Annotated in this window: 17 protein-coding genes and 3 tRNA genes; 13 read left to right on the forward strand and 7 right to left on the reverse strand. The window is 32.7% G+C overall.

Going from position 1 to position 16,416, the window contains the following annotated elements:
- The first annotated feature begins 37 nt into the window (after positions 1-37).
- From H277_RS0114890 to H277_RS0114900, 3 genes are all read left to right on the forward strand, one after another.
- On the forward strand, positions 38-688 hold the full coding sequence (locus tag H277_RS0114890; protein WP_169337524.1) for a mechanosensitive ion channel family protein: 651 nt from the start codon (positions 38-40) through the stop codon (positions 686-688).
- A 308-nt stretch (positions 689-996) separates the two neighbouring features.
- On the forward strand, positions 997-1,266 hold the full coding sequence (gene rpsO, locus H277_RS0114895) for a 30S ribosomal protein S15 (RefSeq protein WP_019976415.1): 270 nt from the start codon (positions 997-999) through the stop codon (positions 1,264-1,266).
- A 140-nt stretch (positions 1,267-1,406) separates the two neighbouring features.
- Positions 1,407-3,593 (forward strand): polyribonucleotide nucleotidyltransferase, encoded by a 2,187-nt coding sequence (locus H277_RS0114900; RefSeq protein ID WP_019976416.1) that lies wholly within the window; start codon positions 1,407-1,409, stop codon positions 3,591-3,593.
- A 60-nt stretch (positions 3,594-3,653) separates the two neighbouring features.
- Here H277_RS0114900 and H277_RS0114905 read toward each other — a convergent pair whose 3' ends face one another.
- The 5 genes from H277_RS0114905 to H277_RS0114925 all read right to left on the reverse strand — a co-directional run bounded on the left by H277_RS0114905 (position 3,654) and on the right by H277_RS0114925 (position 7,080).
- Positions 3,654-4,700: a T9SS type A sorting domain-containing protein gene (locus H277_RS0114905; RefSeq protein ID WP_019976417.1), complete on the reverse strand. Its 1,047-nt coding sequence runs from the start codon at positions 4,698-4,700 to the stop codon at positions 3,654-3,656.
- A 100-nt stretch (positions 4,701-4,800) separates the two neighbouring features.
- Positions 4,801-5,373, reverse strand: a complete 573-nt coding sequence (locus tag H277_RS0114910; RefSeq protein WP_019976418.1) for a pentapeptide repeat-containing protein — start codon at positions 5,371-5,373, stop codon at positions 4,801-4,803.
- Between the two features lie 3 nt (positions 5,374-5,376).
- Complete coding sequence (locus H277_RS20225) at positions 5,377-5,622, reverse strand: hypothetical protein (RefSeq protein ID WP_146810738.1); 246 nt, start codon at positions 5,620-5,622, stop codon at positions 5,377-5,379.
- A gap of 4 nt (positions 5,623-5,626) precedes the next feature.
- Positions 5,627-6,001, reverse strand: coding sequence for a VOC family protein (locus tag H277_RS0114920; protein WP_019976420.1), 375 nt, complete (start codon positions 5,999-6,001; stop codon positions 5,627-5,629).
- A 164-nt stretch (positions 6,002-6,165) separates the two neighbouring features.
- Positions 6,166-7,080: an N-acetylmuramoyl-L-alanine amidase gene (locus H277_RS0114925; protein WP_019976421.1), complete on the reverse strand. Its 915-nt coding sequence runs from the start codon at positions 7,078-7,080 to the stop codon at positions 6,166-6,168.
- A gap of 145 nt (positions 7,081-7,225) precedes the next feature.
- Here H277_RS0114925 and H277_RS0114930 point away from each other — a divergent pair.
- The 3 genes from H277_RS0114930 to H277_RS0114940 all read left to right on the forward strand — a co-directional run bounded on the left by H277_RS0114930 (position 7,226) and on the right by H277_RS0114940 (position 7,518).
- Positions 7,226-7,309 (forward strand) — tRNA-Ser (locus tag H277_RS0114930).
- Positions 7,310-7,342: 33 nt separating this feature from the next.
- Positions 7,343-7,417: transfer RNA gene (locus tag H277_RS0114935), tRNA-Pro, on the forward strand.
- A gap of 27 nt (positions 7,418-7,444) precedes the next feature.
- Positions 7,445-7,518 (forward strand) — tRNA-Arg (locus tag H277_RS0114940).
- A gap of 438 nt (positions 7,519-7,956) precedes the next feature.
- Here H277_RS0114940 and H277_RS0114945 read toward each other — a convergent pair.
- Positions 7,957-8,208, reverse strand: a complete 252-nt coding sequence (locus tag H277_RS0114945; RefSeq protein ID WP_019976422.1) for a hypothetical protein — start codon at positions 8,206-8,208, stop codon at positions 7,957-7,959.
- Between the two features lie 102 nt (positions 8,209-8,310).
- Between H277_RS0114945 and H277_RS0114950 the strand changes: the two genes are divergently transcribed.
- From H277_RS0114950 to H277_RS0114975, 6 genes are all read left to right on the forward strand, one after another.
- On the forward strand, positions 8,311-8,712 hold the full coding sequence (locus H277_RS0114950; RefSeq protein WP_019976423.1) for an META domain-containing protein: 402 nt from the start codon (positions 8,311-8,313) through the stop codon (positions 8,710-8,712).
- A 65-nt stretch (positions 8,713-8,777) separates the two neighbouring features.
- Entirely contained in the window at positions 8,778-9,512 is a 735-nt protein-coding gene (locus H277_RS0114955; protein ID WP_019976424.1) for a lysophospholipid acyltransferase family protein, read from the forward strand.
- Between the two features lie 9 nt (positions 9,513-9,521).
- Positions 9,522-10,523 carry an acyl-ACP desaturase gene (locus H277_RS0114960; RefSeq protein WP_019976425.1) on the forward strand — a complete coding sequence of 334 codons (1,002 nt, stop codon included), beginning with the start codon at positions 9,522-9,524 and terminating at the stop codon, positions 10,521-10,523.
- A gap of 104 nt (positions 10,524-10,627) precedes the next feature.
- Positions 10,628-11,965, forward strand: coding sequence for a cytochrome ubiquinol oxidase subunit I (locus tag H277_RS0114965; protein ID WP_019976426.1), 1,338 nt, complete (start codon positions 10,628-10,630; stop codon positions 11,963-11,965).
- Between the two features lie 2 nt (positions 11,966-11,967).
- A complete protein-coding gene (locus tag H277_RS0114970; RefSeq protein ID WP_019976427.1) occupies positions 11,968-12,975 on the forward strand; it encodes a cytochrome d ubiquinol oxidase subunit II in 1,008 nt (335 codons plus the stop codon).
- A 147-nt stretch (positions 12,976-13,122) separates the two neighbouring features.
- Entirely contained in the window at positions 13,123-14,145 is a 1,023-nt protein-coding gene (locus H277_RS0114975; protein WP_019976428.1) for an alpha/beta fold hydrolase, read from the forward strand.
- A 389-nt stretch (positions 14,146-14,534) separates the two neighbouring features.
- Here H277_RS0114975 and H277_RS0114980 read toward each other — a convergent pair whose 3' ends face one another.
- A complete protein-coding gene (locus tag H277_RS0114980) occupies positions 14,535-15,371 on the reverse strand; it encodes an AraC family transcriptional regulator (RefSeq protein ID WP_019976430.1) in 837 nt (278 codons plus the stop codon).
- Positions 15,372-15,458: 87 nt separating this feature from the next.
- On the opposite strand from H277_RS0114980, the gene H277_RS0114985 reads away from it, so the two are divergent.
- Positions 15,459-16,406, forward strand: a complete 948-nt coding sequence (locus H277_RS0114985) for an NADP-dependent oxidoreductase (RefSeq protein ID WP_026357635.1) — start codon at positions 15,459-15,461, stop codon at positions 16,404-16,406.
- The last annotated feature ends 10 nt before the right edge of the window (positions 16,407-16,416 follow it).

Here is a 16,416-nt window from a genome sequence, read left to right on the forward strand (position 1 = left end):
AACAAAATACATTTTAAAATTATCAAAAATTGATAAGTTGAAAAATGCATTAAATAATAGTGAGGCGTTGAAAAATTCTTCCATAGAAATTGACCCTTCTAAGATTATTTTACAATTTGTGCGGTTGTTTATTATTCTGCTAATCATTATTATAGGATCTGATATTTTTGGATTAACAGTCGTTTCTAACCAAATAGGAAGAATTGTAGATTATCTGCCACAATTTTTTAGCGCAGTGTTAATATTTGCCGGAGGATTTTATTTGGCAAATTACATTAAAACTTTTTTGAAAAGTTTAATCAAATCAATCGATTTAAATGGAGCGAATATTATAAGCAATATAATTTTTTATATCATCCTTATTTTTACGATAATCACTTCATTAAATCAAGCAGGAGTTAATACAGATCTAATTACAAATAATCTGTCATTAATTTTGGGATCAATATTTTTGACATTGGCAATAGCTTTTGGATTAGGTTCCAAAGATGTTATTTATAGATTGTTATTATCTTTTTACACAAATAGAAATTTTGAAATTGGACAAAAAGTAATTATAGAAGATGAGACAAAAGGTGTGATAATTGCAATTAATAATATATGTATGACGATACAAACTGAAAATGAAAAAATTGTATATCCGATAAAAGTAATCACGAATAAAAAAATACGTATTATAGAAGATTAATCTTGCCTACCCAAACCTATTTTTAAATAATTATTAACCAACCTATTAATTACTTATTGAAAAATAAGCCGACTTTAACCTATCAACCAACAACCGTGAAAGCTAGTCTTTTACAACCAAACAAACCTTTTCGATTTAATAGAAATATGATATCACTTTCTATGTCTATTAGATCAAACTAAACCAAATTTAAAAGAGACCAAACCAACCAAATGGTCTCTTTTTTTATTTTAATAAATAATCAATTAATTATAAAATTAGTTGTACATTTGCACCTCATTACATAATAATTATTAAATAATATTGGCATGTACTTAACATCAGAAGTAAAAAGCGAATTATTCGCAAAGCACGGTAAATCTGCAACAGATACAGGATCTGCAGAAGGACAAATCGCATTATTCACATTTCGTATCAACCATTTAACTGGTCACTTAAGAAAGAATATTCACGATTACAACACAGAAAGATCATTAGTGATGTTAGTAGGTAAGCGTAAAGCGTTATTAAACTACTTAAAGAAAAAAGATATCACAAGATACCGTGCGATTATCGCTGAATTAGGATTACGTAAGTAATTTTAAACACAATATAAAAGGGCAATTACATTTAAATTGCCTTTTTTTTTGTTATAAATTAAAATAAGATATATATCTTTATATAATGCAGTTAAAGCAAACGGCTTTAACTTTAGACGAATTAAATATTAAGAAGACGAATGATTCCACAGGCGATCACAGAAAAAATTACTCTTTCAGACGGAAGAGAAATTACAATCGAGACAGGGAAATTAGCGAAGCAAGCTGATGGATCTGTGGTTGTACGCATGGGTGATACCATGTTATTAGCTACAGTTGTAGCAAACAAAGAAGCCAATCCAGGTGTAGACTTTTTACCTTTAACAGTAGATTACAGAGAAAAATTTTATGCAGGAGGGCGTATCCCGGGGAACTTTTTCAGAAGAGAAGCAAAACCATCAGATGATGAGGTGTTAACAATGCGTTTGGTAGACCGTGTATTGCGTCCAATGTTTCCGGAAGATTTCCATGCTGAAGTTCAAGTGATGATCTCACTTATTTCTTATGACAAAAATGTAATGCCAGAAGCTTTAGCTGGTTTAGCTGCGTCAGCAGCCATTGCAATTACAGATATTCCTTTTACATTAATTTCAGAAGCTCGTGTTATTCGTTTGAATGGTGAGTTAATGATTAATCCTTCATTAGAACAATTAGCTCAAGCAGATATCGATATTATGGTAGGTGCTTCTAAAGATTCTGTTGTAATGGTTGAAGGGGAAATGAGCGAAATTTCTGAGCGTGAAATGTTAGATGCTATTGAGTTTGCTCATGCTGAAATTAAAAAACAAATTGAAGCACAAGAAAGCTTAGCTGTTAAAGTAGGAAAAGCATTACCAAAACGTGAATATAATCATGAAACACATGACGAAGAAATTCGTGAAAAAGTGTGGGCGTTTGGATATGATAAATTCTATGATATTGCTAAAACTCCATCTGATAAACATGAAAGAGGGGAAAAATTTGCTCAAGTTGAAGCAGATTTCTTAGCCCAATACGAAGAAGATGAAGAAGAATTGGCACGTGTAACACCTTTTGCTCATGTCTATTTCCACGATGTACAAAAGGAAGCTGTTCGTCAATTAATCCTAAATGAAGGAATTCGTTTAGACGGACGTGATCCAAAAACAATTCGTCCTATTTGGAGTGAAGTTGATTATTTACCATCAACACACGGTTCTGCAATTTTTACGCGTGGTGAAACTCAAGCATTAGCGACTGTTACTTTAGGTTCTTCTAAAGATGCAAATATGGTAGATGGAGTAGTCACAAACTTTGACGAAAAATTCTTTTTACATTATAATTTCCCTCCATTTTCTACCGGTGAAGCTCGTCCGCTAAGAGGAACTTCTCGTCGTGAAGTTGGTCATGGAAACTTAGCACAGCGTGCATTAGCTCAAATGTTACCAGACGATTGTCCTTACACAGTACGTATCGTTTCAGAAGTATTAGAATCAAATGGTTCTTCTTCTATGGCGACTGTTTGTGCGGGTACATTAGCAATTATGGATTCCGGGTTACAAATGAAGAAACCAGTTTCAGGTATTGCAATGGGATTAATTACAGATACTAAATCTGGGAAATTTACAGTATTATCTGATATCTTAGGAGATGAAGATCACTTAGGAGACATGGACTTTAAAGTCACTGGAACTGCAGATGGTATTACGGCTTGTCAAATGGATATTAAAGTACAAGGTTTATCTATGGAAATCATGGAAACAGCATTGTTACAAGCGAAAGAAGGCCGTGAGCATATCTTAGGTAAATTATTAGAAACTTTACCGGCTCCTCGTCCGGAATTGAAACCAAATGCACCGAAAGTTGTTGTAGTTGAAATTCCGAAAGAATTTATTGGAGCAGTAATTGGTCCTGGAGGAAAAGTAATTCAAGAGTTGCAAAAAGAAACAGAAACAGTTATTGCAATTACAGAATTAGAAACAACAGGTCGTGTAGAAATCAACGGAGTAATTCAAGAAAACATCGACCGTGTTGTAGAAAGAATTAAGCAAATCGCATTTGTACCTACAGTTGGAGAAACATACCATGCAGTGGTAAAATCTATCAAACCATTTGGTGCATTTGTAGAGATTTCTAAAGGGGTAGAAGGGTTAGTTCATATTTCTGAATTAGAACACAGACGTCTTGAGAAAGTTGAAGATTCTGTAAACATTGGTGATAAAATTGATGTTAAATTTTTAGGTTACGATGATAAAAAGAAAATGAAATTATCTCGTAAAGCTTTATTGCCTAAACCTGAGAGAACAGAAAAACCTGTTAAACAAACAGAAAAGAAAGAGGAGAAGCCTCAAGAAAATAAAGAAGCTTAAAAAAGCTAAGCAATCAAAAAAAACCACTCAATATTGAGTGGTTTTTTTTGATTAAAATGATTATTTTTTTACAATTTTCAGGCTTTTTTCTTTTCCATCAATCGTTTTTATCTGAACGAGGTAAACAACACCAGTATTTAAATTCGATAAGCTAACAATGTGTTGTTTAGCAGTTAAGACAAGCTGACCAGCTAAATTGTAGATGCGCACATCTTGTATTTTTTTTGGTGAAAAAAGTTTTAAATTATTTTGATCGACAACTGCTTTTATATTATTTACATCTTTTTCAGTATCGATTGTATTCAATTTGGAAGATTTATTAACGCAACGAATAGAATAACCATGACTTTTGGCATCACCACCAAATCCTGTTGTACTAAAAGTTGAAGTTCCTAGGTAAACATAGCGATAGAAATTAGGATTTGTACTTGGAGATTTTGTCCATATATAAGCACGATTCCCTACAAAACTCCAACTATTGTCTTTTCTTGCTCCAGCCCCGGCAATTTTCAGATTACTGTTAAAAGCTCTTTGCATTCCGACAGTTTCTTTATCTGGAGCAGGAAAAATATTTTCTTTTCTCATGACGTTGTCCCAATCAAGTTCAGATGGTATTTCCCATTCGTTACCAATGGCTTTACAAGGATCAATTCCATTATTTGGAGTTATTTCTGTTTTATCCTTTGCAGTCCAGCTGTCATCTTGTAAAGGATTCGCAAACCATCCTGTATAATTTGCTTGCCAAGGTGATCCTCCATTAATAAAGAATAGCGGACTTCCATCAATAATTCCTTTAGGATTATTAGGAGTAGGATATATTTCGCTTACTTCAGAATCAATCAATTGATGCCCGTCATCCCAACGCCCCCATTGAAAATAATGACCAAAAGCTTTTTCATCTCCGATAGCTTTTGCTACCTGCTCACTTCCTAAATTTTGCTGTAACCATTCATTTCCATCAGCAGCGCGTACAGTAGTATAATTTACTTTTTGGTTTTGATAAATAAATTCTACTTGTCCATTATCTCCAATATTATTGCCTGCTTGTTGCGCATTTAAAGTCATTGAGCTGACTAAACTAATTAATAATAAGTATCTTTTTTTCATATAAAGTATTTGAACAAAGATATTATTTTTAATTAATCTAAATAAAAATAATTTAAATAAAAAAAAGTATTTTTTAGATGAAAAAATGAATCTGTTTTAATTATTCAATCTTTAATCCAAGATGTTGTACCAAACCAATGAGATTTTCTTTTGAAAAAATAGCGCCTTTCAATTGATTTTCATTAGGATTAATTCTAAAATTATAAGATGTTTTCAGGTTTGCTTGTTTTAAAATAGTTTGGTCAAAAGTAGCATCAGAAAAATTACAATGATCGAAGAAGCAGTTGCTTAAATCGGTATATGAGAAATCAACATTTTGTAACGAACATTCGATAAATCTTGATTTTTTTAGTAACAAATGATAAAAAGAGGAATCATTCAGAACACAATGAACAAAATTAACGTTTAATCCAAATGGATTGCATGTCTCCAAATTGAACCCAATCATTTTACAATTTTTGAAATCAACCTGTTGGAAACATGCATTGTTTAGAATAGTATTGCTCAAATTACATTCGATGAATTCACATGCAATAAATTTCAAATCACTCAAATCTAAACCATTTAATTCGCAATTTATAAATTTACAATTTTCATAATCCCCGCTTAAATTTTGAGTTTCAGTAAAATTGAGTTTCAAAAATTCTTCTTCACAGTGATAATTTGTTCCCATAGTTTATCTTTTCACAATTAAATTTTTCAACGCTAACCAAAAAATCATCACAATCATATCGATATAAATAGAAACCTTTAGTTGATCAATTCGCGAGCATAAATTTTTCCCTGTTACAGAAGAAATACAGGTTTCAATACCATCTGTCTCATATTTTATACTGATCATTGTATTAATAATCAGATATAATAAAATAGGGATAAGGAGAATAATGATGACTAAAATAATTGTATAATGTTGTTTTTTCAAGAGACTAATCTTCAAATGTTATGTTTATTTCTTCTCCAAATTGGAGAATATAACCATTGTTGTCATAAATAGCAAATTCGCGCATATCCCACTCAAAAGTTTCAATTTCGTACACAATTTCACAATCACCTTTTACTTGTTTCCATAATTCGTCCACATTGTCCACAACAAAATAAAAGGAGCCTGTAAAGTTAGCTTGTTTAAAATCTGCTCCTTCATTGGGATAAGCAAGCATAATTTCTACATCATCTTTTTGCAAACAAGCCCAAATCCAATCTTCATTCTGATCTGCAATTTTGAATCCTAATTTTTTATAGAATTTTGTCGTTTTTTGTAAATCTTTCGTCCAAATAATTGGGCGCAAACTTTTGAAAGCCATGTTTTATTATTTTCTTAAAAAATACTTTAATTTTTTCAAAATTTCTACTTCGTATTCTCGTGATTTATTTCCTTGACAATCCGTGGTAAATAAGATTTTTTTGAATTTTTAATGCAAAAAAAACTCCTAACAAGTAGGAGTTTAAGTTCAAATATTTTAATTGATTATGGGTTATATTTTTTGTTCAAAGCTTTCAAAATTGCCCATGTTTCAGCATCTACAACACCATCGTATTTTTCCGGACGGAAATGCATCTGAAATGCAATAATGGCATTTTTAGTCTGTGTATCAATAATTCCATTTGTCGGAACATTGTAACCGTACTTTTTAAGGTCAGTCTGTACTTGTGTAATAAAAATAGGACTTGTTGTATCCCACGGGTATTGTAGCATAAAAATATATTTATCCGTTTCGTCGTACCAAGCGCCAACACCATAATCAGTGTACAATTTTTTCCAAGGAAAAAGCGGACCCGGATCTGGTTTTCTACCCGGTGCTATATCTGCGTGCCCAACCACATTGAAAGGGGAAATATTATAACGTTTGATAATATCTTGTGCTAATTCACCTACTTTCTTAATTTGGTAATCAGGATAAGGAGTGTAATTTGGGTAAGCGTCAGTTCCTTTGTTTCCAAGGTTGACGATTTCTATTCCAATCGATGAAAAATTTAAGTTATCTAATCCTTTCCAATTGCTTACCCCTGCATGCCATGCACGTTTTGTTTCGTCAACTAAAAGATTAATTGTTTTATCATCGTAATCATTTACCAAATAATGTGCACTGACATCTTTTTGAGTTAATACTTTTAATGATAATTCTGTGTTGATTGCTGTATAGTGCAAAACTAAAAATCGTACACGTTCATCCTGCGAAATAGATGGATAATAATCTGTTGTCACTTTGTACTTTTCAAGCTTTGCAGCTCGCGTCATTTCCGGTTGGTCTGTTTTTGAATTGATAATGACTGTGTCACGAATTACCTTTGTAATTGTTTTAGGTGGAACTGTTTTAGTTGCACAACTAGCCAAAATAAAAAAACAAGAAATTGTCGAAAATACTAATCCTTTAACATTCATTCTTTTAGTTCTAAATAGTCTTTAAAGTAGCCAAAATTAAGCCAAAAATTTTAATTTTTTTTCAAAAAAGACTTGTTTTGCAATAAAAGTCAGGTTATATTTGCAACCGCTTTATGAGACTAAATTAGTCTTATTTTAAAAGTTAGGAGAGGTGCCAGAGCGGTAATGGAGCAGATTGCTAATCTGTCATCGGGAAACCGATGCCAGGGTTCGAGTCCCTGTCTCTCCGCTTTTTTAAAGCTTGAAAAATAATTACACCAATCGGGGTGTAGCGTAGCCCGGTCATCGCGCCTGCTTTGGGAGCAGGAGGTCGCAGGTTCGAATCCTGCCACCCCGACAAATTTTAGCAATAAAATTTTGGATTGGTCCAGTAGCTCAGCTGGATAGAGCAACTGCCTTCTAAGCAGTAGGTCTCAGGTTCGAATCCTGACTGGATCACAATCAAAAGAAAAACCCATACTGATGATCAGTGTGGGTTTTTTGTTTATTTCTGCTCAATTGCAATCAAATTCTTAAGTAAAATTGTAAAACCCTATTTTTTCAGCACGATTTTTTCAGTAAAGTGTATTTATGTTGATTTAAATAAATTTTATGAGTTAGCCTACCTAAATCAAAATCTCCAGAATATGTTTTAGAATTTATAATTTTATTACTTATATATACATTGTTTTATTTCGGTATTGAAAAGATTAAATTTTTGTAATTCAGTGTATTATTAATTAGTTTATAGCTGTTTTTAGGGGTTTGATTCTTTTATTTTATGTGCAATTGTTTCAATACTATTAATCATTTTGAACTAGGAAATAGTTTTTTATCTCTTGTTTTGGAATGGTAAAACTATTTTGAAGATCCTATTTTGGTAGAAACTTTTAAAGTTTATATTAAACTTTCTCTTCCTTTTTCACTCAATTGCTTAAAATTAATCACAGGAATAGTTGGATTTAAATCAGATTTGAAATCACGAACGTTTGGCGTTTCAAAAAAATCCAAATCGTATAAACCATCTTCAATGAACTGACAATCATCAGTTAAAGTGTATATTTTAGGAAAGCTTGGTTTACGTTCAATCTTTACTTTTTTGATATGATATTGGTCGGTAAAAACTTTACCTTTCTTTGTGTTGGCCATAATTTATTGATTAAAGTAACAAATTTCTGAATAAATAGGAATATTTAAAAAATCAATTTGACTTATTTAAAATATTTTTACCTTCGTTACAAATAAAACCACGTGAAATATACAATACAAGTACTACTTTTGGTCTTTTTTACAGGACTTACAAGTTGTTTACCGACCAAAATAGTTTCAGAGCCTAAAGTAACGACTCTTGAGATAAATGACTTGTCGGGAAAATGGAGTGTTGATCAAGGAACCGATTATATCATGTTTGAAGACACAACAAAAAAAATGGTGTTGAAAACAGCTTGTGGAATAGTGAGTGCAGATTATACGAAAATTAATCAAGCTCTTATTTTTAATCAGTTAAAACAAGTGAATACCGACTGTGAAATCTCACAAAATTTGATTCAAAATTTACAAAAAACCGCTTATTTTAAGATAAAATCATCAAATCAAATCACTTTTTATGATGAAGCTCATCAAGAAAGGTTAACTTTGAATTTACTGAAATAAATCATCCTTTGAAAATATATTATGCTTAGCATAATTTTTTATTAAATTTGTCTAAATTTCTAACATTGAATAAAATTTTAAGTTACCCGTTATCGATCATTTTTTATTTATTATATGGTTTAACGTTATTGGTGATGCATGTGGCACAATGGTTGTGCTACAATTTAGGAGGCTATCAAGCTCATCACAAAAGTGTAAAAATAATGAATGGCCTTTTGGTTTTTTGGACAAAAATACTGGGGACAACTTATCATTATTCTGGTCGTGAAAATTTGGTTAAAAATGTTCCGTTAATCTTTGTAAGTAACCACCAAAGTATGTACGATATCTCGCCTTTAGAATATGATTTGGCAGATTATCATCCGAAATTTATTTCTAAAATAGAATTAGGAAAGGGAATACCAAGTGTTTCTTATAATTTGAGAAAAGGAGGATCGGCTCTTATTGATCGAAAGAATGGAAAACAAGCAATAGAAGAAATAAAAAAATTAGCACAATACATTCAGAAAAACAATTATTCAGCCATTATTTTTCCTGAAGGAACACGTAGTAAAAACGGAACTCCAAAGGCTTTCAAAGAAAATGGATTGAAAGTTTTAACCAAATATGCCAAAGACGCTTATATTGTTCCTGTTACGCTTAATAATACATGGGAATTAACAAAGTATGGGAAATTTCCATTGAATGTAGGTACAAAAGTAACGATACAATATCATCAACCAATAAAGGTGAGTGAGTATAAGTTCGAAGAATTATTTGAACTGACTGAAAAAACTGTTAAAAGTAGTATAACCGCATAAAATAATTATATGTCAATAAAAAATGTTCGCCTGGAAGTGATGCAATTTCTTGAAAAAGATATTGATACTTATATGGATAAATTCTTAGTTCCAGCCGATAAAATTTGGCAACCAACTGATTTTTTACCAAACTCTCAAACTGATTCTTTTTTTGATGAAATAAAAGAATTACAAGAGCTTTCAAAAGATTTACCAGACGATTTCTGGATTACATTGATTGGAGATACAATTACGGAGGAGGCATTGCCAACGTATGAATCTTGGTTGATGCAAATGGAAGGAGTTGTCAATGAAGATGGAGAATACCTGGAAAATGGATGGGCAAAATGGATTCGTCATTGGACAGGAGAAGAAAACCGTCATGGAGACGTTTTGAATAAATTTTTATATTTATCAGGACGTATCAATATGCGTGAAGTTGAGGTAACAACACAACATTTGATTAATGATGGATTTGATATTGGTACAGCTCACGATCCATATAAGAATTTTGTATATACCAGTTTTCAAGAATTGGCCACATATGTTTCACACAATAATGTTTCAGCAATCGCAAAAAAATACGGAGCAAAAAAGTTATCTCGTATGTGTAAGATTATTGCGGGAGACGAAATGCGTCATCATTTAGCTTATACAGAGTTTGTTCGCCGTATTTTTGAAGCTGATCCTTCAGAAATGATGTTAGCAGTTCAACATATGTTCAAGTTAAAAATTGTCATGCCTGCACACTTCTTAAGAGCTTCAGGAGAAGAAAGAGGAACATTGTTCGATGCGTTCTCTGACGCAGCACAGCGTATTGGAGTGTATACAGCGTTTGATTATATCGATATTATGAGAAAATTGATCAGCGCTTGGCAATTAGATAAAATTTCAGGACTGAATGAAGAAGCTGAAAAAGCACGAGATTATATCATGAAATTTCCGGAACGAATGGAAAGAATCTCGCAACGTATTGTAATTCCGGAAAGTGGACCGCAATTCAAATGGTTAATTCCTGCAACAATAAAATAGAGTTTTCTAACCAAAATCATATAAAAAAAGAGGCTATTCAAAATCGAATAGCCTCTTTTTATTTAGTAACTTTAACCAACAAATAAATTATAAAATAATCGCTTATGGACGATTTTATTGCTGCTCGAAGTCAAATGGCAATGTCATTAGCTTTTCACATTGTTTTTTCGTGCGTCGGGATGGTGATGCCTTTTATGATGGCAATTGCTCACTACAAATACCTCACAACAAAGAATGAAATTTATAAGGGATTAACAAAAGCTTGGAGTAAGGGAGTTGCAATTCTTTTCGCGACAGGAGCCGTTTCCGGAACAATGCTTTCATTTGAGTTGGGATTATTATTTCCTAAGTTTATGGAACATGCCGGCCCTATTTTCGGAATGCCGTTTTCATTGGAAGGAACCGCTTTCTTTATAGAAGCGATTGCATTAGGTTTTTTTCTATATGGATGGGATAAATTTAACAAATGGTTTCATTGGATTTGTGGTGTAATTGTAGGGATTAGTGGTTTAGCTTCCGGTATTCTAGTCGTTGCAGCCAATGCTTGGATGAACTCTCCTACAGGTTTTGATTTTGTGAATGGACAATACCTTAATATTGATCCTGTAAAGGCAATGTTCAATGATGCGTGGTTTTCGCAAGCTTTGCATATGACGATTGCCGCTTTTTGCGCAACAGGTTTTGCTGTGGCAGGTTTACATGCTTATCTTATTTTGAAAGGTAAGAATGTAAACTTTCATCGGGAAGCTTTCAAAATTAGTTCTGTTTTAGCAATCTCTGCTGCTATGTTAGCTCCTATAAGTGGAGATATATCTGCGAAAGATGTTGCAAATCGTCAACCAATTAAATTGGCAGCAATGGAAGCACATTTCAAAACAGAAGAAAGTGCGGCATTTGTATTAGGAGGAATTGTAAACGAAGAAAAAGAAGAAATAAAGTATGCAGTTAAAGTTCCTGGTGTTTTAAGTTTCTTGGTTCATTCGGACTTTAAAACACCTGTAAAAGGGTTAGAGGAGTTTCCAAAAGATGAGTGGCCACCAGTAGCGATTGTTCATTATGCTTTTCAAATTATGATTACGTTTGGAATGTTGATGATGGGCATTGCAATTATTTACTTAATTGCTCATTTTTTCAAAAAAGAATGGCGGACAAAACGATGGTTTTATAAATTATTTATGGTAGCAACACCATTTGGATACATCGCTTTAGAAGCAGGTTGGACTGTAACAGAAGTTGGACGTCAACCGTGGATTATTTACGGAATTATGCGAACAGTAGATTCCATTACACCAATGCCTGGAATTCAATACTCTTTTTACATCTTTACATTTGTATTTATTACATTATCTATCATTTTAGTGTTCTTGATGAACCGTCAAATACAAATGGTTGCTAAACTGTATGATCCGGAAGATCCTAATTATAAACCAGAAAAACATTAAATATGATATACGTAGTAATAGCATTTTTATGGGTTGCAATTTGCTTATATTTAATTTTAGGAGGAGCAGATTTTGGTGCCGGAATTGTTGAATTATTTTCTGAAAAGAATTACAAGAAACAAACCCAAAAGATCATGTACAATTCGATTGGCCCGATTTGGGAAGCGAATCATATGTGGTTAATTATTGCAATTGTTATTTTATTTGTAGGCTTTCCAAAAATTTATGCGGATGTTTCCAATTATTTACATATCCCTTTGGTGATTATGTTGTTGGGAATTATTGCGCGTGGAACTTCATTTACATTTAGAAATTATGATGCAATCAATGACAAATGGCACAATTTATATGATGTAATATTTACTTATTCTAGTGTTGTTACACCTTTATTTTTAGGAGTTATTGCAGGTTCTATTGTTTCTGGAAGTATTGATGACAATGCGCTTTCATTTCAAGATGCTTATATTTTTTCGTGGTTGTCCTGGTTCAATTTTTCTGTTGGAATTTTTACAGTGGTAATATGCGCATTTCTTGCATCGGTTTATTCAATTCAAACCGTTAAAAATGATGAAGATAAAGTGAAATTAAGAAAAAGGGCTAAGCTATATACAGCTTCAATTTTTGTTGCCGGAGGTTTGGTTTTCAGCGTTTCAGTTTGGAAAAATATTCCTTTATTTAGTTGGATTACTTCTGAAATATATGGATATATCGCCGTATTATTGGCTTCAATTGCAATTGTTTTATTATTAAAATCTTTAAATCAGGCAAAAGATAAATTTATAAAATTTTATGCCGGATTAATTGTTATGATGATTTTATTTGCAGCATCTTATTCACATTTTCCTCATTTGGTTTTGTTTAAAGATGGTTCCACGTTATCCTTATTAAAAGATTACGGAGCATTAAGTACAATTGAAATGTTGGCTTGGGCATTATTACTTGGCTCAATATTTATTTTACCATTTTTATTTTATCTGATTTATTCATTTAATCAGAAGCAGAAGATATAAAATAAATTCTCATCAAAATACATCAAAGAAATTGCAACGCTAGCCGCAGAATTTGAAAAGAATTATCTGAATAAAGAGTAAGGTTAAAGTCAGTTCCACCTAAATAGGTAGTTGAGAGATATTTGTAAATTTATAAAAATTCAAACTATGGGAAAGATAACATACTGTTTAATTCTGTTTGTATTAATCAATAATATAGTAATGGCACAAACAAACGAATTTTATAAAAAGGAATATTTTATTGCATCGACAAATAACGTTCAACTTCAAATAAAAGAGATATACGATATTAATCATTTGAATACAAGTATTTTGCCTTTGCTTATGGTTCACGGGGGAGGTCCCGATGCGATTACTTCTTTTGATTTAGATACAAAATTTGCAAGTTTAGCAGAGGAACTTGCTTCAAAAGGACTTCATCTTTTTCTTCTCAATATTCGTGGGTGGGGAAAATCATCATTACCAGAATATGACTTCTCCGATAAAAATCTGATTATTGGAAATGTTGATGAAGCCAGTGATGATATTCAATCTGCATTGAGTTGGATAACTTCTAAGTTTAAAGTTAATAAAGTCAATTTATTTGGTTGGGCGACAGGTGGGCATTGGATTAGTTATTCGGCTATAAAAGATCCTGCAAAGATTAACAGTATCATTAGTTTAAATAGTTTATACGGAGTAAATGGCGATTGGTCTTCACACGACTTCTTTGCTTCTTCGGACGATAATTTGAAATTTAATAAATCATCGTTTTTCAGAGAAAGCTCAAAAGAAAGTCTTACAACTTCGTGGACAAAAACAATTCCTGTTGAGGATAAAACACAATGGAGAAATCCTGTTATTGAGGAAGCATATAAAAACCAAGCGTGTAAATATGGAATAGATGCTAATATTTTCAAAGTTCCGGCTGGTTTTCAAGAAGAGAGTTTTTATATGGCATCGGGTAAAAAATATTGGGATGCAAAAAACATTACCGTGCCAACTATGGTTATAAGGTCTGAATATGATTTTTGGTCAAGAAATATAGATTTGATTGCATTCAAAAGTGATTTTCCTAAAAATATCCGTTCAGAATTTAAAACTATAAAAGGAACGCATTATCTATTTCTTGACAAAGATGATAAGGGAAAAAATGAATTGATTGATTTAATTGTAAAATTTATTGAATAACCCAACTTGTGTGCGTATACACTTGTCACAAAAAAGACTAAGCCTTTCAGCAACTAAACTGAAAGGCTTTTTTGATAGGGCTTTTCTTCCGGGAATTACTTTCAAATACAATAAAGAGGGAGGGAAGGATTATTAAAAGGAAAGACAGGCAGAATAATCACAACGGCAGGTGATTTATCCATTAAGAATTATGAAGAGGTATACAAGTCAAGCGGACTTTGTACAGTTAAAAAAAGGTAGCGGGGTATCTTCTATTCAAAGTGATTTTATCGGACCTCTTTGTGAGTTGGATGAAGAAGATAGAAACAGAATAAACATTAGGATATCAGGCTACTGAAAGGATATTCGGTTAAAGGAGTATAAAAAAACAGAAATACAGAGATAATAGATTAAGTAGCAGATAAAGTATATCTATATCCTTTTAGACTTAATCCCTTATGTCTTTTGAAGAATTTGTTTATATGACTTTCATCGGCGAACCCAAACTCATCGGCTATTTCATGAACTCTTTTATCACTGAAACGTAGCCGGTGTTCAATCAATCGAATTCGGTAAGAAGAAATATAGTGCTGTATAGATTCATCGCATTGCTTACGGAAATAACTACCAAGGTAGGTCGGAGACAATCCAAAGTTTTCTGCAATTACAGCAATCCTTAAAAGTTCGGGTCGACGTATATTTTCCTGTATATAATCCAATATTTGCAACAAACGAACGTCTGTATTCGGAGTAATGTTTTGTGGTTTGATGATGGCAATATTTCTGGCTGAAATAACAATGACAGCATTTACCAAATGACGAACCAGATCCTCCGAATACACAGATTCATGTTCAGTTGCCTTTCTTAAATGCACTATCAATGAACCCACCATATTTTTGTCGTCATTATTTACAAGCACAGAACCCGATAAGTGAGATGCATAATACAACAAGCATTCGATATGGTCTATGCTTTTCCATTGATATTCTCGTATATATCTTTCACCGAAGCGTATGACCATAAATTCGCATGTCCCCTCCAAATCGAATTCGTGACAGTCTTTAGGTGTTATAAGAAATAAATCTCCTGCGAGATAAGCAAGCTTATTGCCGTTGACAGTATGATGACCCGTACCAGAAATCACGTAAACTAATTCAAAAAAATTAAATTGCCTATCACGTAAAGGGCATTCGTCTACTTTCTCGTAGAAAACTTCAAGTGATTGATAAATATTTTCTCTTGCCATAGAGTAAAGATACCTAAATAAGCTCTAAATGTACCTGTTTATAGCTTATTTTTCGGTCTATTTTTACTAAATCAAATGGATGACAAAATGAAAGCAATTGTATTGAAAAATTTTGGAGGTGTCGAAAACCTTCTTTACAAAGAAATTGAAAAGCCTGTAATAAAAATAAATGAAGTACTGATTAAGGTGAAAGCCATCGGTATTAATCCTGTTGATATAAAAGTTCGCAATCGACAAGCTCCATTAGCAGAAGATTTAGCAAACTATAATCCGTTGATTTTAGGTTGGGATATTTCGGGAACAATAACAGAAATCGGAAAAGAAGTTAAACAATTTAATATCGGAGATGAAGTATTTGGGATGATTAATTTTGTGGGACACGGAAGAGCCTATGCCGAATATGTAGCTGCTCCGATAGAACATCTTACTTTAAAACCTAAAAATATCAGTCATGTGGAAGCAGCAGCCAGCACATTGGCTGCGCTAACTGCTTGGCAGGCTTTCGATAGTTATGGTAAGTTAAGATTTAAGGATAAAGTTCTTATTCATGCTGCTTCAGGAGGTGTTGGGCATTTTGCTGTACAGATAGCTAAGCATATAGGAGCTTATGTTATTGCTACTTCATCAAGCTCTAATAGAGCGTTTGTGATGGGATTAGGAGCAGACGAATTCATTGATTACAGAAATGTTTACTTTGAAAAAACCGTACAAGATATTGATTTTGTATTGGAAACGATAGGAGGCATTAATTTCCGGAAATCAGTACAGGCACTAAAACCTTTCGGAACTATTGTCACATTGCCATCCGGACACACCAAAGAGGATGAATTAAAGGCTCAGGAGAAACACCTGCACGCTTGTTATTTTATGTCTGTTTATTCCAGTGGACGAGATATGCAGCATATCGCATCTCTATTGGAAAAGGGAGTGTTAAAACCACATGTATCCCATGTATTTGATTTTGATGAAATGGCACATGCTCATTTGCAAATTGAGACAGGACATACAGTAGGAAAAATAGTGGTCAAACTGTAAAATATTTAGC

Source organism: Empedobacter brevis NBRC 14943 = ATCC 43319, assembly GCF_000382425.1.
GTDB lineage: Bacteria > Bacteroidota > Bacteroidia > Flavobacteriales > Weeksellaceae > Empedobacter > Empedobacter brevis.